Raw genomic sequence first — 21,721 nt, forward strand, 5'->3', positions numbered from 1 at the left:
GGACGTGGCGGAACGTCAACGTGCCGACGTGCGAACTCCAAAAGGAGCCGGCGGACGCCGCGACGCGCTCAGTCGTCGGCCGGGAGCGGTTCGCCGTCGCGGTCGGTCGGTGCCGGCGAGGCGTCCAGATCGTCCTCGGCGGCGTACGGATACCAGGTCATCTTCGTGTTGTGCATCATCGGATCGTCGTAATCGGTCTCTTCGGGTTCGACGAGCGAGGCGAGGTACTCCTCGTCGTCCTCGTGGCGCTCGACGAACTCGCGGAACGTCTCGCCTTCGTTCCTGTTTGCCTCGAAGTTCGCCAGCAGGCTCCGGATCGCGCCGGGGACCTCGTCGACCGGGACGCGCTGTTTGACCCACTGGGTGAAACGCGGGTTCTCGCCGAGGCCACCGCCGAGCCCGACGTCGAGCGCCTCGACCGCCTCGCCGTCCTTCCGCGTCTTCATCCCCCGCAGGGAGACGTCGGCGATCTGCGGCTGGGCACACGACGCGGTACAGCCCGACAGGTGAACGTGGAAGTCTTCGACGCCCGCGGGGAGGTCGACGTTCTCCTTCAGCCAGCGCGCGTAGCGCACCTGGCGGTTCTTCGTCTCGACGATCGAGAGCGAGCAGAACTCGGTGCCCGTGCAGGCGATCGAGCCGCGCATGAACGGGTTCGGGTCGGGCGAGTAAGTGTCGAGGAGCGGCTCTTCGAGGAGCGCGTCGAGCTCGGACTCGGGAACGTCGGTGATGATGACGTTCTGTCGCTGCGTGACGCGCACCTCACCGGAGCCGTACTCCTCGGCGACGCGGGCCAACTCGCGCGTGTCCGGGGTGGCCATGCGGCCGACGAGCACGTTCAGGCCGACGTAGTAGTTCCCGTCACGCTGTTCGTGGACACCGACGTGGTCGGAGTGACCGCCCGTCGCGTGGCCGGCGTTGTACGAGTAGCTCTCGCGGAGGTCTTCGCCCGCCGTGCGGAGCTCGAAGTCGACGTACTCCTCCTGGAGCGTCTCGCGGATCTCCTCGGCCCCCATCTCGTCGACGAGGAACTTCATCCGGGCGCTGTAGCGGTCCTCGCGGTTGCCGTAGTCGCGGAACAGCGCCGAGATCGCGCCGCCGACCTCGACGGCCTCCTCGGGCGTGACGAACGCGTCTAGCTCCCGCGCGAGTCGTGGCTCGTTCCGGGCCAGGCCGCCGCCGACGTTGACGTTGAACCCACGCACCCGCTCGTCGTCGATCTCCTTCGTCGCCGGCTCGAACGCCAGATCGTTGATGTCGCCCTGGCCACAGCCCTCGCGGCAGCCCGTCACGGCGACCTTCCACTTCCGCGGGAGGTTCGAGTGCTCGTCGTGGCCCTTGTACGTCTCGTGCAGCCCCTCGGCGACGGGCAGGGCGTCGACGTGTTCGTGTTTGTCCTTGCCGGCGACCGGACAGCCGACGATGTTCCGCCAGGAGTCGCCGCAGGCCTGTTGTGTCGACAGCCCCACGGATTCGAGCTTCTCGAAGATCTCGGGGACGTCCTCGAGTTTGATCCAGTGGAGCTGGATCGACTGCCGCGTCGTCCAGTCGACCCAGCCGTTGCCGAAGATCGGGTTCTCCGCGGGACCTTCCGCGTACTCGTCGGCGATCTCGGCGACCACTTCCGTCTGGCCCGGCTTCAGGACGCCGTTGGGCGTCCCGATGCGCATCATGAAAAACGACTCCTGGCCGTTGCGCTGGTGGTACAGCCCCCACCACTTGAAGCGCTCGAACCACGCGTCGTGTTCGTCCTCGGGGATCGCGCCCCACCCCTCCTCGGCGAAGCGGAAGAGGTGCTCCCTGATCTCGTTGCCGTAAACCTCGGATTTCCAGTTTTCGACGTCCGTCGGCATTCGTAGCGATCCCTACTCCCTCCACACGTAAGCCCGCCCGTATGCCGTCAACCCTTCCCGGTGCTTCGGGTAATCGGATATTGTTGCCTGTTTCAGATGCGGTCGGACACACACGGCACGCGCGTCCGTCGCAGGACGCTCTCGCGGTCGAGATCGTGGTACGCGCCGTCGACGATGCGGCCGACGGGGAGCCACGACGTCTCGCCTTTCGTTCCGCACTCGATGCACTGCCCGTAGACCCGCGCTTCGACGGTGCGGCCGTCGACGCCGACCTGCTGGAAGTTCTCGACGACGAGATCCGGGAGCGCACAGCCGCAGAAGTCGAGGTCGTCGAACCGCCAGAGTTCGCTCACGCTCACGCGGCGGTCGTCGTTCACCGAGACCCATGCCCCATCGTCGAGGATGCGAAGCGCGACGCTCATGCCTCCGTTTGGCCCCCCGGACACGAGTACAACCCGGCCGGCGCAATCCCTGACGAGTCTGGTGACGCCCCGCTCGACGGGAACCGCACCACTGCGCCTATTTTTCCGCCGAGATGTGTGTCAAAGATAGAGGCAGCGGTCTCCGCTATCCGGGAGTGCTGGCATCGATTACTGGCTGAGGCGGCCTTATTCCACTCCGCCCCATGGACCCAGACGATGAGTGAGTATCTCCGGTATCGTTCTCGACAACACGCGCCGGCCGACGTCGCGCCGGAACTGTACGACGCAGAGGATGAGGGCCGATGAGTGAGGACGAAGCCGCCGCTACGGGGACGACCGATGACAACGCGGCCGACACCGACCATCTCGACGAGCTACAGGCGGGTGCGGGCTGTACCGAGATCTGGGAGCATCTCTCCGAGCACCGCGAGCGTGCGGGCTCGGACTGACCACACCGCTCTGTCGGCGGTCACACACGGCAACAGGACGCTTTTGACGCCGAAGCCCGATCCACGAACGAAATGACCGACCGAAACCCCGGTCGCGAGTGGACGCATCCGGCCGATCGTGAGGAACCCGTGGGTGAACCGGTCGTCCGCGCCGACCCGTCGGTCACCGGCGAGCGTGCCCGCGAGGCGGTCGGGTTCGATCCCGACGACCCCGAGAGCGTCCAACTCGCCGCCGAGACGGTACGGGCGTTCTCGGAGAACACGGTCGGTGCCGAAGACAACGTGTACATGCTTCGCGGAGCGGCCGCCTGCGCCGCGCTGGTCCGCGGCGTCGGCTCGTACAAACGCGCCGCCGAGCGCGCCGGCGGCGACGTCTCGGTCTCGTTCATCCGGAAGTGGGCCCGCGTGCACGACCTCCCGCAGGCGATCCGCCGGCACGTCGCTCGCGGCGACATCGCCCCGACGGCCGCGAAACACATCGCGCGTGTCTCGGGTGACGCGCGGTTCGCCCTCGCGTGGGCGACGCTCGACGGCGACCTCACCGTACGCGAGGTTCGACGGATCGCCAGCGCGGTCAACGCCGGAACCTCCGCGGCCGAAGCGCTGGCGGACCACGGCGCCACGCTCGGCGAACTCACCGTCCGGCTGCCGCCGGAGCTGTATCTCGAACTCCGGCGACGCGCCTCGCTGGAGAACGTCCCCCCCGAAGACGTCCTCGCGGACGCCCTGACGGGGTATTTCGAGGGCTGATCTGAAGGCGAACAGGCGGCACGCTCGCTCACGAGGCGGCGTGCCGCGCGAACGCAGTCCGCCCCGCAGTGACGCTCACAGCAGGTGACGGGTTGGAGGCGTCCTCGTATTTGAATCCGCCCACGGGGGCGGCTCTCGACAGTAAACGCTTATCAACACACCGCGGCTACGTGGAGGTGAGGGCCGGTAGCTCAGTTCGGCAGAGCGTCTGGCTTTTAACCAGACGGTCGGGGGTTCAAGTCCCTCCCGGCCCGTGAGAGATCCGCGAGCCACAGCGAGCGGGCTGGAACGACCTGTGGGGGCTCGAACCCGGGGAGGCGCACGCAGCGAATACGGTGAGAGAGCACGTCTCCACTCGGTTCGACTCCCTCTCGGCCCGCTCCTGCGAGGAATGAGCGTGACGAGCGAAGCCGAAACTGCGTTCAAACGAGCCTGACCCCGCACAGTGAAACGCTCACTCCGTCCGCTCGCCCTGGTAGCTCCCCTCGTACGTCCCGTCGTGGTCCGCCTCGGCGAGCACTAGCTGTGCCACCCGTGCGCCGCGTTCGAGTTCGACGTAGTGGTGGACCTCCAGCAGGCCCTCGCCCTTACCCTCGTACCCCGCGTCCCACACCGCAGTGTTGAGCATACAGGAGTTCCGCATGAGCGACGAGCGCGGGTAAATAAAGCCGACGTGTCCCTCGGGGATGTGGACGGTCTCGGCGTACTGGAGCACGTAGCCGCCGCGGCCGAGAGACGCCCACTTGCGCCCCTCGATGGACTCGAACGGGATCTCGCGGCGATCGCCGATCCGCTTGCCGTCGCGACTGATCCGCCCCCTAGAGGTCTGTTCGTGGACCGACGCGAGCGTCAGGTCGACCCCGTTCGGCTGCACCTGCGAGTCGTCTGCGGGCTCGACGTGGTCGGCGACGAACCGTCCGGACCGGAACATACCCCCCGTGCTGGGAGGGGTCACAAAAGGGTTTTGATGCGTCCATCGGCGGAGCCGACGGCATATTTACTCGCGGTCGAACGAATCTAAAACTTGCCGCGAAAATTGCCGGACAGCGATCGATTCGTCCCGGACTTTCACACACGACAGGGAGGATTTATATCTATCCGCCATCCACGGGCAAACGTTATGGGACTGACGTTGACAGAGAAGATCCTTGACGACCATCTCGTCGAGGGTGAACTCGAACCTGGCGAAGAGATCGGAATCGAGATCGACCAGGTGCTCACGCAGGACACGACAGGAACGATGGTCTGGCTACAGTTCGAGGCGCTCGAACTCGACGAGGTCCAGACCGAACTGGCGGCGCAGTACTGCGACCACCAGACGTACCAGTTCGACTTCAAGAACACCGACGACCACCGCTTCCTCCGCTCCGCAGCGGGGACGTACGGCGCGTACTTCTCCCGCCCGGGCAACGGCATCTGCCACAACGTCCACAAGGAGAACTTCGCCGCACCCGGCAAGACGCTCCTCGGCTCGGACAGCCACACGCCGACTCCTGGGGGATTGGGCCAACTGGCGATCGGCGCCGGCGGCCTCGACATCTCCGTCGCGATGGGCGGCGGTGCCTACTACGTCGAGATGCCCGAGATCGTCAACGTCCGGCTCGAAGGTGAACTCCCCGAGTGGGCCACCGCGAAGGACGTCATCCTCGAGATGCTCCGACGCCTCTCGGTGAAAGGTGGCGTCGGCAAGGTGTTCGAGTACACCGGCCCCGGTGTCGAGTCGCTCACGGTGCCAGAGCGCACGACGATCACGAACATGGGGACGGAACTCGGCGCGACCTCCTCGATCTTCCCGACGGACGAGCACACGCGCGACTACCTCGCCCGGCAGGGCCGCGAGGAGGAGCACGTCGAACTCGCGCCCGACGAGGACGCCGAGTACGCCGACGAGATCACGGTCGATCTCTCGGAGCTGGAGCCGCTCATCGCCACGCCGTCGATGCCCGACAACGTCGTTCCCGTCCGCGAAGTGGCCGGGGAGAGCGTCGAGCAGGTCATCGTCGGCTCCTGTACGAACGGCGGGTACGAGGATATCCTCCCGGCCGCGAAGATGCTCGAGGGGCGGCAGATCAACCGCAAGACGGACATGATCATCGCCCCCGGCTCGAAGCAGGCGTCGGAGATCCTCGCCCGCGACGGCTGGACCGCCGAACTGATGGCCGCCGGCGTCAACTTCTCCGAGGCGACGTGTGGTGCCTGTATCGGCATCGGCCACGTTCCCGCCTCCGACTCCGTCTCGCTGCGGACGTTCAACCGCAACTTCGAGGGCCGGTCGGGCATCGAGGACGACAACGTCTACCTCTGCTCGCCCGAGGTCGCCACCGCCGCCGCGCTCAAGGGCGAGATCGTCGACCCGCGCGACCTCGCCGACGAACTCGGCGACCTCGAAGCGCCCGGTGTCGAACTCCCCGACCAGTACGACGGCTCGAAGACGGACATCATCACGCCCGAGGGGGCCGTCGACGACTCGCTCGTCAAGGGCCCGAACATCGGGAACGCGCCGATCGGCGAGCCGCTCGACGCCGACGTCGCGGGCGAGGTGCTCCTGAAGATGGACGACAACATCACGACGGACCACATCATCCCCGCCACGTCGGACATCCTGATGTACCGGTCGAACATCGAGAAGCTCTCGGAGTACACGCTTTCCCGTGTGGACGAGACGTTCGCCCAGCGCGCGATGGACGCCGACGGCGGCGTCCTCGTCGCCGGCGAGAACTACGGCCAGGGCTCCTCCCGGGAGCACGCCGCGATGTGCCCGCTGTACCTCGGCGTCGAGGCAGTCCTCGCCGAGTCGTTCGCGCGCATCCACCGCGCCAACCTGTTCAACTTCGGCATTCTCCCCCTGACGATCGACGCCGACACCTACGAGCAACTCGAGCAGGGCGACGACGTCGAGATCGTCACCGACGTCGCGGCGGCCGTCGAGAGCGGTGAGGAGGAGTTCACCGTTCGCGTCAACGACGACTGGGAAGCCACGGCGACGATGAAGGCCTCCGAGCGCGAGCGCCGCATCCTCGCCGCTGGCGGCAAGCTCCGTCTCACGAAGGAGCAGTACGACGCCGACAGTGGCGCGGCACCCGCCGACGACTGAACTACTCCCACTTCCACCCCTTCTCCGTTCTTTCACGCGGTCAGCGGCGGCGCTGCAAGGGGGGTCGCGACGCACGGAACCGGCCGCCGTGTTTTTGCGCGGGGCTCTCGTAACGGAGCAATGTGTCCCCCGCGAACGGACCGGACGACATCCGCGAGACCCTCCACGACGGCGCAGTCGTGATCCGGCAGGCCGAACAGGCCGACCTGCTCGATGTCTACCGCCTCGAGCGGTCGACCTTCCCCCAGCCGTGGCCGTTCTCGGCGTTCGAGTCGTTCGTCGGTGAGCGCGGCTTCCTCGTGGCGACGCCCCAGGACGCGCCGTCGGTCGTCGGCTACGTCGTGAGCGACACGACCCCGAACTACGGACGCGACATCGGCCACGTAAAAGACCTCGCGATCCACCCCGACGCGCGACGACAGGGGCTCGGCCGCGACCTGCTTCGCCGCGCGCTGGGGGCTCTCTCGGCGGCGGGTGCGGCGCTCGTCAAACTGGAGGTCCGCGCGAGCAACGACGCCGCGCTGTCGCTGTACCGAAGCGAGGGGTTCGAGCCGCTCCGGCGGATCCCCCGCTACTACGAGGACGGCGAGGACGCCTACGTGATGGTGCTGGACCTCGCGGAGTGGAGCGCGGACGCCGGCGGCGACGCCGACGCTGACGACGCCGCGTCGGGGATCGACCCCACGCCGTCGCAGGCCGCCGAGCGCCCCGACGTCGTGGCCGACGAGGACGAGCGCTAATCCGGCCGCTTAACCCCGTGGCTCGCCTTCGCTCCGCCATGGGCTACGCCTGTCCGGTCTGTGAAGAACCACAGCAGGACGCCGAACACCTCGCGAACCACCTCGCGTTCCAGGCGATGACACACGGCGACGACCACGAGACGTGGCTCGACGAGCACGCCCCCGACTGGGCGAGCGGCGGGCCGGCGGAGCTCGCGCCACTGGTCGCCGCCCACGCCCCCGACGCGGCGTACGAGACCGCGTTCGAAGACACGACCGACGGGGAGACCGACGGAAAACAGTACGATCCCGACCTGCAGGGGGAGGTGGGACCGCACGCGCACGACCACGGCCACAACCACGGCTACGAACGGGGAGAGCCCCTCTTCGGGGGGTCGATGGGCGACCTCGACCCCGAGACGCGCGACGTCGTCGAGGACGCGCGGGAACTCACGCGGGAGATGCTGGCCGACGACGGTGACGACGACGCCGGGGACGAGGCCGAGAGCCGCGACTGAGCGCCCGCCGTGGCGTCACTCCTCCCGGAGGCCGCCGCGGAGGGCCGCCGTACCGACGGCGACGGCGTACAGGCCGACGGTGGCGACGCCGGTGAGGGCGAACAGCCGGACGAGCGCGCCGCGGGGGGAGGTGAACAGTCCGGGGAGGCCGAGTCCCTGCCAGAGGCTTTCGAGCACCGCCACGAGGTGAGCGGCAACGAACCACCCGGCGGCGGGGAGCGCCGCCCGGACGTTTTCGCGGAGCACCACGGCGAGGTCCGAGAGCACGGGCGCGGAGACTCGCCGGGAGAGCCCGACGCCGCGGACGACGACGTAAAACGCGACCATCACCAGTCCAGCGGTGCGGAGCACGTCGTCGACGCCGGGGATGGTCGGCCACGAGAGAACCGACCAGAAGAGTAACACGCCCACGACGGGGAGGCTCTCTCGGAACACCGTTCGCGCCGTCAGCGGTGGGTCGTCGTGGCGGGTCGCGAGGAACGCGGGAACGAACTGAGACCACATCACTCGCCGTTCGTCGACCGTGAAATAAATCCCGGCGGTCGAGAGAGCGGTAGACGTATACCGTCGCCACCACCAGTGCCGAACCGAGATGGAATCGGAGGGCACGCTGTCACCCGAGACGAGCGAGGAAGCACGCGAGGCGTTCGAGGCCGCCGGCCCGGTCGCGCAGACGGTCGTCCGCGAAACGGCGCGCGCGATGGGGTTCGACCCCGAGGAGTACCGCGAGCGGGTCACGGCCGACGTCGTCTCGACGGCGCGTGACGTCCTCTTCGCCGCGCGGCTTCGGGTCCACAGCGGCGACCGCGCGGCGTTCGACGCGTGGTGTGCCGACCACGAGGAGTACGAGGTCGTCGAGGTCGGCAGCCCCAACGTCGAACGGGTCGTCTGGCACGCCGCCCCCTTCGCCGACACGGTCGTGGCGGCCACCTACCAGGACGAACGCGACGCCGCCGTCGAGATCCTGCGGCGACAGGCGCTCGGCCGGATCTACCGCGTCGAACTCGAGGGGATGGAGGGCGCGGCAGCGACGGACACCGTCGACGACGCCGGCGCTGGCGACGCCAGCGAGACGGAAGTCGGCGGCAGAGACGGCGGGAGGCAGTCGTGACGCTCCCCGACGACGGCCGTCGCCACGAGTCGCTTCCGGAGCCGGAGTGGCCCGTCGTCGACTCCGAAGTCGAGTACGAGACGGGCTGGTACACGGGCGGGTACGACCTGGTCGAACAGCCCGACGGGAGCACGAAACGCTACTACTGGGCGGAGCTGGCGACTGCCGTCGTCGTCGTCGCCGTCACCGACGATGCGGTCGTGATGGTCGAGCAGTACCGGCCGACGATCCGTGAGACGCAGGTCGAACTCCCCGCGGGCATCGTCGAGGCGGGCGAGTCCTTCACCGCGGCGGCCGCTCGCGAACTCCGCGAGGAGACGGGCTTCGAGGCGTCGTCGACCAGCCTCCTCCAGGACGTGTGGTGTACGACCGGGATGCTCCGGCACCGCCGCGGCTTCGTCTTCGCCGAGGGGCTCTCGCCCGTCGGCCAGGAACTCGACGACAACGAGTTCCTCGAGGTCCGCGCCGTTCCGGTCGACGAGGCCGTCGACGTGGCCCGCGCCGCTCCGACCAACGACGCGACCGTCGAGGGACTGCTCGTCGCTCACGACGAGGGGCTCCTCTGAGGCGGGCCGGCCGCCGCGTCCGCGGCGCGAGCGGCGCGCTCCGACGGGACTGAGCGCCGCCCCCGACGATCGGCGGGGGACTTATACCGCCGTACCCGTTCTGGACGCACATGGACGGCGAGATCTCCACCGACGAGGTGGCCGAACTCCTGAACACCGAGGAGCCGCCGCGCGTCGTCGACATCCGATCGCCGGCGGCGTTCGCCCGCGGACACATCCCGGGCAGCGAGAACGTCCCGCTCGGCGAACTCCCCGAGCGCATCGAGTCACTGGCGGGCTCCGACCGCATCGTCACCGTCTGTCCCCACGGCAAGGCGAGCGTCCAGGCCGCCCGGCTCATCACGTCGTACGAGGGCACGGCCGACGCGCGCGTCGAGAGCATGGCCGGTGGCCTCGAAGACTGGGACGGCCCGCTGGAGGCCGACGCCGCCACCGAGACGGCGGCGGAATCGGAGCCCGACGCGCCCTTCTAGCCCGTCCGACTCTCTCAGCTCCGGGCGGTGGCGACTTCGCCGCCGTAGAGCACTCCGGCGACGCTCGAGCCGCCGACACGCCGCTCGTGGCGACCACGACGGCTGGCGCTCGCGGCGTAACCGGAAAGAAACGAAACGATTCGACTCGACGTGGGCCGTGGTTAGAGGGTCACGCGACGTTGAAGCCCTTCTCGCGGAGGAAGTCCTCCACGCGGCCGGTGTGGTTCCCCTGGAGTTCGATGGAGCCGTCCTCGACGGTACCTCCACAGGCGAACTTCGACTTCAGGTCGGACGACAGGCTGTCCATGTCGACGTCCCGCGGGTCGAACCCCTCGATGACCGTTACCTCCTTGCCGTAGCGTCGCTCGTCGATGTGGATGTTGATCTCCTGGGACTCTCGCGCCACGTCTTCACAGACGCAGAGTTCCTCAGGCAGGCCACACGTCGAGCATACCTCTGACATTCCAACCTGACTTCTGAGAGCGAGATACAAAACAGTATCGGGAAGGTGCACGGCCCGACCGACCGCGCCGACCGAGCAACCCGCACGAACCGCCGTTTCCACTCCAGCGACGGGTTCAGGCGGCGGCTCCGGACTGCGACTCGCGCTCGCCGCGACGGACGACGAGGTCGCCGACCACGGGCGTCGCCTCCCACACCAGTTCGTCGACGAGTTCGACAACCGTTTCGGCCTCGGCCGCCGAGACGCCGGAGCCGTACCGTGAGCGTTCGTAGCTGGTGGCGACGCGCTCGACGCGGTCGTCGAGTCCGTGTCCCCTGCCGATCGCCGCGAGGTACGATCGGGGGGTCTCGGTCGGTCGACGCGGCCGGTAGCGCCGTTCGAGGAGCCGCTCAAGCCGGCCGAACGCCCGTTCGACGTCCGCCGCCGGGTCGCCCGTCGATCGCTGGTAGCGCAGGCGGAGTTCGCGGGACAGCACCGCAGTGAAGCCGACCCGTCGAGCGGCGGCAGCGAGGCCGACGACCGCGACGAGGCCGACGCCGAGCGTCTCGCGGGACGGCAACTCGGGCAGGCTGACGCCGCCGCTCCCCTCGTCACCGCCGGCGCCGGGGTCGATCGCGGCCGGGTCCGGCGTCGTCTCCGGCGCGGGGGCGTTCCCTTCGAGGTTCCCGCGGAGCGACTCGTTCTGCGAGGTGTTGTTCAACGAGCCGTTGGTGGCCTCGAACGGGGTGACGTCAGGTGCGCCGCCGGCCGCGGGCTGCGTCGCGTTCGTGTCGACGCCCGTCTCGCCGTTCTGTCTCGCGTCGGTGAGCCGGGTGCGCTCGGCGGTCTCGCGCGGGGTCGCCGGCGTCGGGTCGAAGCGGACCCAGCCGACGTCGGGGAAGTACACCTCGACCCACGCGTGGGAGTTGAGCCCGCGGACGACGTACTCGTTCTCGCCGACCTGCTCGCCGGGCGTGTAGCCGACGGCGAGCCGTGCTGGCACGCCCTGCGTCCGCAGGAGCGTCACCATCGTGGTCGCGTAGTACGTACAGTAGCCCGCATCCATCTCGAAGAGGAACGCCTCGGCGATGTCGCCCTCGGGGCGTTCGACCGTGAGGGAGTAGCGCTTGTTCTCCTCAAGCCACCGTTCGATGGCGACCGCCTTGTCGTAAGCGTTGTCCTCGCCGCCGGCGATCTCCGCGGCTCGCTCGCGCACCCGCGTCGAGGTGCTCCCGGGCAGTTGGAGGTACGACGCTCGGATCTCCTCGGGGTAGTCGGTGCCGGCACGGCGCAACTGTTCGGAGGTGTACTGCGGGACGCGGCTCTCGACGGTGTACTCCTCGCCGGCCTGGAGGCTCGTCGCCGGACGCAGGAAGCCCTGCTGGGTGATCTGCACCCGCGCGGCGTCGGCCCCCGACACCGACACGGGCTTCCACGCGGTCGGCATGGCCGAGACCGTCGACTCCGCCCGCACGGTCTGGGTGAGCCGGCGCGAGGAGCCGGGCGGGCCCTGGAGCCGCCCCTGGTAGGGGTCGGTGTTGCCCGTCCGCACCCACCCGCTGCCGGTGTAGCGATCGTACGACGCCGTCTGCCAGTACTGGCCCTCCTCCGCCTCGATCGTGTAGCGCACCTTCGGCGAGAGCCGGATCGAGCCGAGCACCTCGATCCGCTCCGAGGAGTCGACGACGCTGGCCTCCACGGTGGGGGAGCCGCGGTCGGGCAAGAGCGGCTGGGCAGCCCCGCCCGGGACCACCGAGAGCGTCGCCGCGAGGACGACCATCGCCGCCAGCACCGCGACGAGCGTGTCGAGTTGCGCGACGGTGCCGCCGTACCGATCGAGCGTGCCGAGACCGATCGCCGCGCCCGCCCCGAGGACGCCGACGAGCGTCGTCGTCGTGCCGGCGTCGCCCGTCAGGACGAACAGGCCGAGGGCGGTCCCACCGACGGTGACGCTCCAGACGTACCGCTCGCGCATCGCGAGATACCACGAGAGGAACACCGGTCCGGGGGCGATGCCGAGCGCCCACACGTCCGCCGCGGTCAGCCGGAGCACGGAGAGCCCGGTGAGGAGCGCGACGGTGTCCGAGAGGATGCGCTCGGGCGACAACAGCGACAGCTGACTCGCCGGGATCGCGAGGAAGTACGTGAGCGTCCCGCCGACGAGCAACACGGCGGTGAAGAAGATCGCGGTGCGGATCCGGAGGAAGTGCCCGAGCGCCGTCGCCAGCAGGAACGTCCCCACGACGAGGGGGACGAAGACCCGGCTGCCGCCGACCACGTTCGTAACGTGCGCGAGCACGCTGAGGTACGAGCCGGTGAGGACGAGGACGCCGACGAGCGCGGGGCCGCGGAAGCCGGTCCGTTCGGACAGCGGCCCCGCCGACAGCGACCAGCCCTGCCGGCTCACGCCGTCACCCCCTGGGTCCCGTCGTCGCCGGCCGCGTGCGCGGGATCTCCCTCATCGGTCGCCCCGCCCGCGGAGTCGACGCGTTCCGGTCGTCCCTCGATCAGGTTCTCGACGGGGACGGCCGTCCTACCGAGGTGGACCACCGTCCCGCCGCGCGCGGCCCGTACCGCGGCGGCGGGGTCGCTCTCTGTCGCCGGGTCGCCGTGGCCGACGCGGGCCAGCGCCGTGAGGACCCGCTCGCGGTCGCCGGGGGTGACCGAGTGCTCCCCGTCCGGCGTGACGAGCGTCACGGGCACGCCCGCGCGCAGGAGCGCCAGAACGACGGTCGCGCCCGCCTCGGCCATCTCGTCGGCCCGCCCCCGGTCGGCCGACAGCGACACCGAGAGCGCCTGACTGCGGTTGTCGGCCGCGAACTCCTTGACGACGAGGTCCTCCCGTTTGGCCGACGACTTCCAGTGGATGTCGCGGAGCGAGTCGCCGCGGACGTACTGGCGGAGGCGGTCGAACTCGTCGCGGTCGTGGCTCTCGCCCGTGTCGTGGAGGGCGACGAGGTCGCGGCGGGCCCGGCTGGAGAGGTCGTACACCCGCGGGTAGACGAGCAACTCGTCGGTCGTGGCGGTCGCGACGCGGCGCGTCGCCAGGCCGAGGACGTCCCGCGCCACGAACGACGCCGGACCGATCGTGTGTCTCCCTCGGCGGCGGTAGGTCACCTCGTACGAGACGGCTTCGCGGCCGACGGTCGTCTCGGCGCGCGGATCGCCGGCGACGCCCGGTGGGAGCGCGTCCCGAACCGAGGCGGTGAACGGCGAGTCGGTGTCGAACCGGAGGGTGACCGTCCCGGATTCGCCCGGGAACCCCCGCTTCGGGAGCGTCCGGTCGACCGCCGGCGGATCGATCCGGCGGAGCTGGACGACTGCGGCGACGAGCGCGACGACGCAGGGGAAGACGACGGCGTTGAGTGCACGCGCCCCGAACGCCGCGGCCATCGCGGTCCCGAGGACACCGACGCCGACGACCGTCCAGCCGCGGCGCGTCAGCTTCATTCGACGGGGACGGTGTCGAGCGCTCGCTCGACGACCGCGACGCCGTCTCCGTCGCCCCCACTAGGGCGGATCCGGTGGCTCCACACGGTGGGGAGCTCCGCTTGGACGTCGTCGGGGACGACGTAGTCCCGCCCCTCGAACACCGCCCGGGCCTGCGCCGCCCGGACGAGGGCGATGCTCCCGCGGGGGGAGACGCCCAGCTGTGCGTGGTCGCGGGTGAACGACGCCAGTTCGGTGATGTACGACCGGACCGGCTCGCGGACGTCGACGGCGACGACCGTCCGCCGGGCGCGCTGGACCTCCGGCACCGAGGCGACGGGGTCGAGCGACTCGATGGGGTGGTCGCCGGCGACCCGACCCAGGAGTTCGGTCTCGTCGTCCTCGCTGGGGTAGCCCAGCCGGAGCTTCTTCATGAACCGGTCGATCTCGGCCATCGGCAGTTCGTACGTCCGGTTGGGTTCGACGTCGTTCTGCGTCGCGATGACGGTAAAGGGGGAGGGGAGCCGGTGCGTGTCGCCGTCGACGGTCACCTGCTCTTCTTCCATCGCCTCCAACAGCGCCGCCTGCGTCTTCGGCGGCGCGCGGTTGATCTCGTCGCCGAGGACGATGTTCGCGAACACCGGGCCGGGCTGGAACTCGAACTCGCGGTTCTTCTGGTTGAAGACGTTCACGCCGGTGACGTCCGACGGGAGGAGGTCGGGCGTGAACTGGACGCGCTTGAACGTGCAGTCAATCGACGTGGCGATCGACCGGGCGAGCATCGTCTTTCCCACCCCGGGCACGTCCTCCAACAGGAGGTGTCCGCGGGCGAAGAAGGCGACGAGGATATGTTCGATGGCGTCGTGCTGGCCGACGATGACCCGCTCGACGTTCTCGGTGATGCGGTCGGCGAGGGCGGCGGCGGCGTCGAGGGAGAGCGGCTCGAACTCCTCGTCGGGAGAGACGACGGCGGCGTCGGCGTCCGGCCGGCTCACGTCGGTCACGCGCGGCCTCCCGTCCGCGGCTGGCCCCGCCGTCGTCCCCCACGTGACCGCACCGCCGGGGGACGGTGTGGCCGAGGCATCGACCGTGGCGGCACGTGCCGGGACCACGACACGGGGCTGGGGAGCTTCGGGTAGCTCTTCGTCCTCACGGTTACCGTTACTTCTTGCCGGAGTCACCTAACTCTGCTGGGTGTGCCCAGGTCACATCCCGGACCGTCGGCGACCCGCCTCACTCCGGCGTCGCTGCGCGGCGCGTGCCCGGCTCGACCCCGGCTCCCTCCGCCGACGACCGGTCGGCGCGTCGACCGCCCCTCGGCTGCTCGACTTCTCGGTCGGCTCGACCGTAGACTAGTTATATGAGTGACAAGATGCAACGTACGGTCGCGATGTACAACGTGCTCGTGGCAGTCGATCGGGAGACGGATCGGGCGGCCCGGCAGGCGAGATACGTCGAGCGCCTCGCGAGCGACGGTGCGGAGATCACGGCGACGGTCCTCTACGTGGTCTCTCCGGAGACGTTCGGCCGGGCCGAGGACGTGGCGTTCTCGGAGGTCGACGCGGCGGTCGACGCCGCCCGCTCCCTCGAGGAGGCGGGGGTTCCGGTGGACCGGATCGTCGGCGACGGCGGCGTTCCGCAACAGATCGTCCGCACCGCCGAGGAACTCGACGTCGACGAGATCGTGATGGGCGGCCACAAGCGAACGGGCGTGACGCAGGTCCTCCTCGGGAGCGTCGTCCACGACGTCGTGCTCTCGGCCGAGCGACCGGTCACGGTCGCCGGGGGAAGCGTCTCGTTCGGCAGGGACCGGCGGACGGTGCTCGTCCCGGTCGACCGCGACGCCGACCGCGCGCTGGATCAGGCGTCGTACGTGGCGAACCTGCCGAACGCCGGGGAGCGCGTCGACGCGGTCGTGCTGTACGTGTTCCCCCACCAGGACTACGCGGGTGCCCCGCCGCACGAGTTCGGGGAAGTCGAAGCGGCGGTCGCAGTGGCCGACTACCTCGACGGACGGGGAGTGTCCGTCGATCGACTGGCGCCCGGCGGCGAGGTCGTCCGGACGATCCTCGACACCGCCGAGGAGCACGACGTCGACGGGATCGTAATGGGCGGCCGGAAGCGATCCGGTGTCCAGAAGGTGATCCTGGGGAGCACGTCGCTGGACGCCATGCTCTCGGCCGAACGCCCGGTGACGATCGTCGGCTAGCGCGGTCGCGTGCGTCGTCGTCCGACGCCCCGGACCCAGCCACGCGGGCCCAGCACCGTCGCGCGTCACGCGCTCGCCGGTCGACCCGACGCTTTTTACCGCTCCGTCGCCGGCTATCCCCACATGAACGGAGGCGGGGACGCCGAGCGCGACGCGGGAGCGAGCGACACCACCGGCGGTGAGCGTCGGGACGGCCACGAGGGGAGCGCCGATCCCGGCGACGCGGCCGACGCGGACCCGGCACTCGGTGCCCCCGCCGCGATGCTCGACGTTCGCGAGGACCTGACGCCGATGATGGCGCAGTACACCGATCTCTGCGAGGCCCACGACGACGCGCTCGTGTTGTTCCAGGTCGGCGACTTCTACGAGGCCTTCTGTCAGGCCGCCGAGACCGTCGCGCGGGTCTGTGAGGTGACGCTCACGAAGCGCGAGGATTCGACCGGGCGCTATCCGATGGCGGGCGTCCCGATCGACAACGCCGCCTCGTACGTCGACCGACTGCTCGACGCCGGCTACCGCGTCGCGCTCGCCGACCAGATCGAACCGGCCGAGGAGGCCTCGGGGCTCGTCGACCGCGCCGTCACGCAGGTGATCACTCCGGGGACGCTCGTCGACGACGAACTCCTGGCGGGGAGCACCGCGAACTACCTCGGGGCGGTCGTCCGCGGGGGCGGCGACGGCGACGGAGCGAACGCGGCCACGGCGACGTACGGCTTCGCGGTCGTCGACGTCTCGACCGGCGAGTGTCTGGTGACGAGCGGTGACCGGGCAACGGTCCGCGAAGAGATCGAACGGCTCGCCCCCGCGGAACTGCTCACCGCGCCCGAGGTCGACCTCGACGCGACGCCGGTCGCGGGCGAGGCGATGCGGACGTCGTTCGATCCGAGGGCGTTCAGCCTCGACGCCGCCCGCGACCGACTGGCGGCGTACGCCCGCCCGGACGCGGTGCTCGACGGCGACGCGGAGATCCGCGCGGCCGGGGCGGCGCTCGCGTACGCCGAGTACACCCAGGGTGGCGACCGGCTCGACTACGTCTCGCGGGTGACGCGGTTCGACCCCCGCGAATCCATGCGGCTGGACGCCACGGCCCTTCGGAGTCTCGAACTGTTCGACTCTCGGTCGCTGTCGGGCCGGACGCTGATGGGGACGCTCGACGACACCGCGTGCGCGCTCGGTCGCCGCCGCCTGGAGACGTGGCTCCGGCGACCGAGCGTCGACCACGCCGAGTGTGAGGCCCGGCTCGACGCGGTCGAGGCGCTCTCGACGGAGGGGGTCGATCGCGAGACGCTCCGGGAGCGCCTCCGGGAGGTGTACGACCTCGAACGGCTCGTCGGACGCGTCTCGCGCGAGCGGGCCAACGCCCGCGACCTCCGCGCCCTCGCGACGACGCTCGCGGTCGTCCCCGACGTGCGCGAGGCGCTCGCGTCGGTCGCCGCCGCCCACGACGCGACCCGACTCCGAACCCTCCAAGAGCGCCTCGACGACTGCGCGGACGTCCGCGCGCTCGTCGAGGAGGCGATCGTCGCCGACCCGCCCCAGGAGATCACCGAGGGCGGCGTCGTCCGCGAGGGATTCGATTCCGAGTTGGACGATCTCCGAGCGACCGAACGCGAGGGGCGCGAGTGGGTGTCGAAGCTCGAAGCGCGCGAACGCGAGCGGACGGGGATCGACTCGCTCGACGTCGGCTACACGCAGGTCCACGGCTACTACATCGAGGTGACGAACCCGAACCTCGACCGCGTCCCCGACGAGTATACGCGGCGGCAGACGTTGAAGAACTCCGAGCGCTTCTATACGCCCGAACTGAAGCGCCGCGAGGACGAGATCATCTCGGCCTCGGAACGGGCCGATTCCCTCGAATACGAGGTGTTCTGCGAGGTCCGCTCGTCGGTCGCCGCGGAGACCGAACGACTCCAAGAGCTCGCGGACGTGCTCGCGACGCTCGACGTGCTGGCGACGTTCGCCGCCTGTGCGGTCGAACACGACTACGCACGGCCGACGTTCGGGACCGACGCCATCGAGATCGAGGGCGGTCGGCACCCAGTCGTCGAACGGACGACGGAGTTCGTCCCGAACGACGTCGACTTTTCCACTGGACGGATCGCGCTCGTCACCGGCCCGAACATGTCGGGCAAGTCGACGTACATGCGGCAGATCGCACTCACCTGTCTCATGGCACAGGCGGGGAGTTTCGTCCCCGCCTCCCGGGCGCGACTCCGCGTGGTCGACCGCGTCTTCACCCGCGTCGGGGCGTCGGACGACATCGCCGGCGGCCAGTCGACGTTCATGCGCGAGATGGCCGAACTCACCGAGGTGCTCCACGGGGCGACGGAGCGGTCGCTCGTCCTCCTCGACGAGGTGGGGCGGGGGACCTCGACGACCGACGGCCTCGCGATCGCCCGTGCGACGACCGAGTTCCTCCACGACGAGGTCGGCGCGACGACGCTCTTCGCGACGCACTACCACGAACTCACGGACCTCGCCGAGGACCACGAGGGCGTGTTCACCCTCCACTTCACCGCGGACCGCGACGGCGACGACGTGACGTTCCTCCACCGCGTCGCCGCAGGGCCGTCGTCGTCGTCGTACGGTATCGAGGTGGCCCGGCTCGCGGGCGTCCCCGACCGGGTGGTCGAACGCGCCCGGGCGCTGGTTGAGCGCGCCGAGGCCGCCGAAGAACAGACGAAATCCGCGCCGGTCGAGACGCCGCCGCGGGACGCCCCGGCGGCGACCGACGCGCGGCCAGGGGGAGCACAGGCCGGGACGACGAACGGGCAGGATCGGCGACGCGAACGGACGGCGACGGCCCAGGAGGGGATCGACCCAGCCGAAAAGGCCTTTGGGGGTCCTTCCCAACAGGGCGATGGCCGCGCGAAGTCAGCGCCACTGCCCGACCCGTCGCGAGAGCCGGGCGACGACTCGAACCACGTCGTCAACGAGGTTCTCGCCGATGTCCGAGCCGTCGACGTCGCGCGCACGACGCCGATGGACGCGCTCGCCCTCCTCCACGAACTCCAGCGGAGACTCGATGACGCGAATCAGGAGACTTGAGACCGAAACCAGACGGAAGATCGCCGCCGGCGAGGTCGTCACTCGCCCGTCGTCAGTGGTACGAGAACTCGTCGAGAACAGCCTCGACGCCGACGCCTCACGGGTGTCGGTCGCCGTCGAGGGCGACGGGACCGAGCGAATCTGGGTCCGCGACGACGGCCACGGGATGGACAGCGACGACGCCGCGCTCGCGGTCGAGCGTCACACCACGTCGAAGCTCTCCGGCCCGGCCGACGTCGAGCGCGTTTCGACGCTCGGCTTCCGCGGCGAGGCCTTACCCAGTATCGTCGCCGTCGCCAGCCTCGAGTTGACGACGAACGACGGCGGGCCGCGGGGGACGCGCGTCCGCGTCTCCGACGACGGGATCGAGACCGCTCCCGCCGGCCGCGCGCGGGGGACGACTGTCCAGGTCGCCGACCTCTTTTACAACCGGCCCGCCCGTCGGAAACACCTCGGCTCCGCGAAGGCCGAGTTCGCGCGCGTCTCGAAGCTGCTCTCGCGGTACGCGCTCTGTCACCCCGACGTCGGGTTCTCGCTGTCGCACGACGGCCGCGAGACGTTCTCGACGCCTGGCACCGGCTGGACAGACGCGCTCCTCGGGGTGTACGACCGGACGGTCGCCGGCCAGTGCACGCACTTTTCGTTCGCCGCCGGCTCGGCCGACGGGACAGAGACGGGCGTCGAGGGCGTCCTCTGTTACCCGTCGGTCACCCGCGCCACGCGCGATCACGTCCACGTCGCGGTCAACGGCCGCCCGCTCGCGGACGAGTCGCTCCGGCGGGCCGTCGTCGCGGGCTACGGTTCGCTCCTCCCCTCGAACCGGGCACCGATCGCCGTCGTGTCGATCACCGTCCCGCCCGACGCGGTTGACCACAACGTCCACCCCGCGAAGGCCGCGGTGGCGTTCCGCGACGAGGGCGTGGCCGATCGGGTCGAACGCGCCGTCGCCGACGCGCTCTCGACGGCCGACCTCCGCCGGAGCGGCGAGGTGGCGATGGACCTCGACGCGACGCTGGAACCGGTCGAGGGTGAGTCGCGGCTCGCCGACGCGTCGGTCATCGGCGGCTTCCGCGACCTGTACCTGCTCTGTGCCGCCGGCGACGAACTGCTCGTCGTCGACCAGCACGCGGCCCACGAGCGCGTCAACTACGAGCGGCTCCGGGCCGCCGTGGGCTCGGTCCCGTCGCAGGCCGTCGACCCGCCGGCGACGCTGTCGGTCACGCCCGCGGAGGCGGCGCTGGTCGAGTCACGCGGGGACGAACTCCGGGCGCTCGGGTACGACGCATCGCCGTTCGGCGGCGGGACGATCCGCGTCAGCGCCGTCCCGGCCCCGCTCGGGCGGACCGCCGCACCGGCGTCGCTCCGTGAGGTCCTCGCGACCCTCGATCGGGGCGGCGAACGCCCCGCGGACGCCCGCGACGACCTCCTGAAGGAGATGGCGTGTCACCCCTCTCTGAAGGCCGGCGACGCGCTCTCCGCGGCGGCGGCGGAGAGACTGCTCGACCGCCTCGGCGCGTGCGACCAGCCGTACGCCTGCCCGCACGGGCGGCCGACCGTTCTCTCGATCGGCGAGGAGACGCTCGTCCGCGGGTTCGAGCGCGGGAACACGCGGTTCGGCTGAGCCGCGGACCGACGGACGGGTCCGGCGACCGCCAGTGAGGGCGCGGGCCGTCGGCTACCAGTCCTTGCAGTCCGCACAGACGAACCGGTCGCCGTCGCGCCACTGCCGGTCGACGGTCGCCCCACAGGCCGGGCAGCCGTCGCCGTCGGCCGACCACCGGTAGGTCGCCCGTGGCGGGTCGACACTCGGCGCGTCATCGCCGTCGTGAGCCGAGTCGGCCTCGCTATCGGCTTCGACGGCTTCCCTGCCGGTATCCCCGGTCGACTCCTCCGTTCGCTCCGCGGCGCTTTCGTCGGTCTCGCCAGTGTCGGTCGGTTCCGCTCCAGCTCCCGCGTCGGCAGCCGCGGCCGTCGTCGCGGTCGAACGCTTGCTCGCTGGGTCCTCGTCCGCGACGCCGTCGTCCCCCTCGCCGTGGAGGAAATCGTCGAGCGACCGGTTCTCGCCCATACGCCGACGTCGGGCCACACCGGCTTATCGCTGGTGGGACGGCCCCGTCTTCCCGCTCATCCGCCGCTCCGGTTCGCGTCGCGTTCGCGCTTCATCAAGACCGCCTCCGCGGGCACGGGCTCGAAGCCGAACTGTTCGTAGAAGTCGACGAGTTCGCCCCGGCACTCCAGGACGACCTGCTCGACGCCGGCCACCGACGGGTGGTCGCAGACCGCCTCGATCAGGGTCGTGCCGAGCCCCCGGCCGCGGTAGGGGACGCCGACGACGACGTCCTCGACGAACGCGCGGTACTCCGTGTCGGTGAGCGCGCGGGCGAAGGCGACCACCTCGTGGTCGCGGGTGCGGCCGCTCACCACCTCGCGGACGAGACAGACGACGACGTCGGTGTGATCTAGCATCCGGCGGACGCCGTCGCGGTCGCGGTCGGCGGCCCATCCCGTCGAGCGGAGGAGCCGGATCACGTCGTCGACGCCTCCGTCGGGGATTCCGTAGACGACGTCGGCGTCGATGTCGCGGGTCATGGCGTGGTCGTCGGGTCCCGGTGGTATCAATCACCCGCTCGATTTC

21 protein-coding genes and 1 tRNA gene are annotated in these 21,721 nt (G+C 70.2%); 12 read left to right on the top strand and 10 right to left on the bottom strand.

Annotated elements, in window-relative coordinates:
* Positions 1 to 68 precede the first annotated feature (68 nt).
* Entirely contained in the window at positions 69 to 1,853 is a 1,785-nt protein-coding gene (locus NKJ07_RS18185) for a nitrite/sulfite reductase (RefSeq protein WP_318568201.1), read from the bottom strand.
* 92 nt (positions 1,854 to 1,945) lie between these two features.
* Entirely contained in the window at positions 1,946 to 2,275 is a 330-nt protein-coding gene (locus NKJ07_RS18190) for a DUF8134 family protein (protein WP_318568202.1), read from the bottom strand.
* A 302-nt stretch (positions 2,276 to 2,577) separates the two neighbouring features.
* Here NKJ07_RS18190 and NKJ07_RS18195 point away from each other — a divergent pair, with 302 nt between their 5' ends.
* The 3 genes from NKJ07_RS18195 (at position 2,578) to NKJ07_RS18205 (ending at position 3,728) form a co-directional block, all read left to right on the top strand.
* The gene (locus tag NKJ07_RS18195; protein WP_318568203.1) at positions 2,578 to 2,724 is read left to right on the top strand and encodes a hypothetical protein; all 147 of its coding nucleotides are present in this window, start codon (positions 2,578 to 2,580) and stop codon (positions 2,722 to 2,724) included.
* Between the two features lie 72 nt (positions 2,725 to 2,796).
* Positions 2,797 to 3,474 (top strand): DUF7119 family protein, encoded by a 678-nt coding sequence (locus tag NKJ07_RS18200; protein ID WP_318568204.1) that lies wholly within the window; start codon positions 2,797 to 2,799, stop codon positions 3,472 to 3,474.
* Positions 3,475 to 3,654: 180 nt separating this feature from the next.
* Positions 3,655 to 3,728: transfer RNA gene (locus tag NKJ07_RS18205), tRNA-Lys, on the top strand.
* A 200-nt stretch (positions 3,729 to 3,928) separates the two neighbouring features.
* Here NKJ07_RS18205 and NKJ07_RS18210 read toward each other — a convergent pair.
* Entirely contained in the window at positions 3,929 to 4,405 is a 477-nt protein-coding gene (locus tag NKJ07_RS18210) for a deoxyuridine 5'-triphosphate nucleotidohydrolase (RefSeq protein WP_318568205.1), read from the bottom strand.
* Positions 4,406 to 4,594: 189 nt separating this feature from the next.
* Between NKJ07_RS18210 and NKJ07_RS18215 the strand changes: the two genes are divergently transcribed.
* The 3 genes from NKJ07_RS18215 to NKJ07_RS18225 all read left to right on the top strand — a co-directional run bounded on the left by NKJ07_RS18215 (position 4,595) and on the right by NKJ07_RS18225 (position 7,805).
* Positions 4,595 to 6,568, top strand: a complete 1,974-nt coding sequence (locus tag NKJ07_RS18215) for an aconitate hydratase (RefSeq protein ID WP_318568206.1) — start codon at positions 4,595 to 4,597, stop codon at positions 6,566 to 6,568.
* A 149-nt stretch (positions 6,569 to 6,717) separates the two neighbouring features.
* Positions 6,718 to 7,308: a ribosomal protein S18-alanine N-acetyltransferase gene (gene rimI, locus NKJ07_RS18220; protein WP_318570490.1), complete on the top strand. Its 591-nt coding sequence runs from the start codon at positions 6,718 to 6,720 to the stop codon at positions 7,306 to 7,308.
* A gap of 38 nt (positions 7,309 to 7,346) precedes the next feature.
* On the top strand, positions 7,347 to 7,805 hold the full coding sequence (locus NKJ07_RS18225; protein WP_318568207.1) for a DUF5810 domain-containing protein: 459 nt from the start codon (positions 7,347 to 7,349) through the stop codon (positions 7,803 to 7,805).
* 15 nt (positions 7,806 to 7,820) lie between these two features.
* Here NKJ07_RS18225 and NKJ07_RS18230 read toward each other — a convergent pair whose 3' ends face one another.
* Entirely contained in the window at positions 7,821 to 8,309 is a 489-nt protein-coding gene (locus tag NKJ07_RS18230) for a hypothetical protein (RefSeq protein ID WP_318568208.1), read from the bottom strand.
* An 88-nt stretch (positions 8,310 to 8,397) separates the two neighbouring features.
* Between NKJ07_RS18230 and NKJ07_RS18235 the strand changes: the two genes are divergently transcribed.
* From NKJ07_RS18235 to NKJ07_RS18245, 3 genes are all read left to right on the top strand, one after another.
* Positions 8,398 to 8,916, top strand: coding sequence for a DUF5809 family protein (locus NKJ07_RS18235; RefSeq protein ID WP_318568209.1), 519 nt, complete (start codon positions 8,398 to 8,400; stop codon positions 8,914 to 8,916).
* Positions 8,913 to 9,482 (top strand): NUDIX hydrolase, encoded by a 570-nt coding sequence (locus NKJ07_RS18240; protein WP_318568210.1) that lies wholly within the window; start codon positions 8,913 to 8,915, stop codon positions 9,480 to 9,482. Before NKJ07_RS18235 ends, NKJ07_RS18240 begins: the two co-directional genes overlap by 4 nt.
* A gap of 110 nt (positions 9,483 to 9,592) precedes the next feature.
* Positions 9,593 to 9,955 (top strand): rhodanese-like domain-containing protein, encoded by a 363-nt coding sequence (locus NKJ07_RS18245; RefSeq protein ID WP_318568211.1) that lies wholly within the window; start codon positions 9,593 to 9,595, stop codon positions 9,953 to 9,955.
* A 169-nt stretch (positions 9,956 to 10,124) separates the two neighbouring features.
* Here NKJ07_RS18245 and yciH read toward each other — a convergent pair whose 3' ends face one another.
* The 4 genes from yciH to NKJ07_RS18265 all read right to left on the bottom strand — a co-directional run bounded on the left by yciH (position 10,125) and on the right by NKJ07_RS18265 (position 14,830).
* Positions 10,125 to 10,418: a stress response translation initiation inhibitor YciH gene (gene yciH / locus NKJ07_RS18250; RefSeq protein WP_318568212.1), complete on the bottom strand. Its 294-nt coding sequence runs from the start codon at positions 10,416 to 10,418 to the stop codon at positions 10,125 to 10,127.
* A gap of 115 nt (positions 10,419 to 10,533) precedes the next feature.
* Complete coding sequence (locus tag NKJ07_RS18255) at positions 10,534 to 12,804, bottom strand: transglutaminase TgpA family protein (RefSeq protein ID WP_318568213.1); 2,271 nt, start codon at positions 12,802 to 12,804, stop codon at positions 10,534 to 10,536.
* Positions 12,801 to 13,847, bottom strand: a complete 1,047-nt coding sequence (locus tag NKJ07_RS18260; protein ID WP_318568214.1) for a DUF58 domain-containing protein — start codon at positions 13,845 to 13,847, stop codon at positions 12,801 to 12,803. Before NKJ07_RS18260 ends, NKJ07_RS18255 begins: the two co-directional genes overlap by 4 nt.
* Positions 13,844 to 14,830 carry an AAA family ATPase gene (locus tag NKJ07_RS18265; protein WP_425504684.1) on the bottom strand — a complete coding sequence of 329 codons (987 nt, stop codon included), beginning with the start codon at positions 14,828 to 14,830 and terminating at the stop codon, positions 13,844 to 13,846. The genes NKJ07_RS18260 and NKJ07_RS18265 overlap by 4 nt, the downstream gene beginning before the upstream one ends.
* 368 nt (positions 14,831 to 15,198) lie before the next feature.
* Here NKJ07_RS18265 and NKJ07_RS18270 point away from each other — a divergent pair, with 368 nt between their 5' ends.
* The 3 genes from NKJ07_RS18270 (at position 15,199) to mutL (ending at position 20,707) form a co-directional block, all read left to right on the top strand.
* The gene (locus NKJ07_RS18270) at positions 15,199 to 16,035 is read left to right on the top strand and encodes a universal stress protein (protein WP_318568215.1); all 837 of its coding nucleotides are present in this window, start codon (positions 15,199 to 15,201) and stop codon (positions 16,033 to 16,035) included.
* 261 nt (positions 16,036 to 16,296) lie between these two features.
* The gene (gene mutS, locus NKJ07_RS18275; protein WP_318570492.1) at positions 16,297 to 19,086 is read left to right on the top strand and encodes a DNA mismatch repair protein MutS; all 2,790 of its coding nucleotides are present in this window, start codon (positions 16,297 to 16,299) and stop codon (positions 19,084 to 19,086) included.
* Positions 19,064 to 20,707 (top strand): DNA mismatch repair endonuclease MutL, encoded by a 1,644-nt coding sequence (mutL, locus tag NKJ07_RS18280; protein ID WP_318568216.1) that lies wholly within the window; start codon positions 19,064 to 19,066, stop codon positions 20,705 to 20,707. Before mutS ends, mutL begins: the two co-directional genes overlap by 23 nt.
* A gap of 54 nt (positions 20,708 to 20,761) precedes the next feature.
* Here mutL and NKJ07_RS18285 read toward each other — a convergent pair whose 3' ends face one another.
* Positions 20,762 to 21,154, bottom strand: coding sequence for a zinc ribbon domain-containing protein (locus NKJ07_RS18285; RefSeq protein WP_318568217.1), 393 nt, complete (start codon positions 21,152 to 21,154; stop codon positions 20,762 to 20,764).
* 56 nt (positions 21,155 to 21,210) lie between these two features.
* Positions 21,211 to 21,675: a GNAT family N-acetyltransferase gene (locus tag NKJ07_RS18290; protein WP_318568218.1), complete on the bottom strand. Its 465-nt coding sequence runs from the start codon at positions 21,673 to 21,675 to the stop codon at positions 21,211 to 21,213.
* Positions 21,676 to 21,721: the final 46 nt, after the last annotated feature.

This window comes from Salinigranum marinum (assembly GCF_024228675.1).
Lineage (GTDB): Archaea > Halobacteriota > Halobacteria > Halobacteriales > Haloferacaceae > Salinigranum > Salinigranum marinum.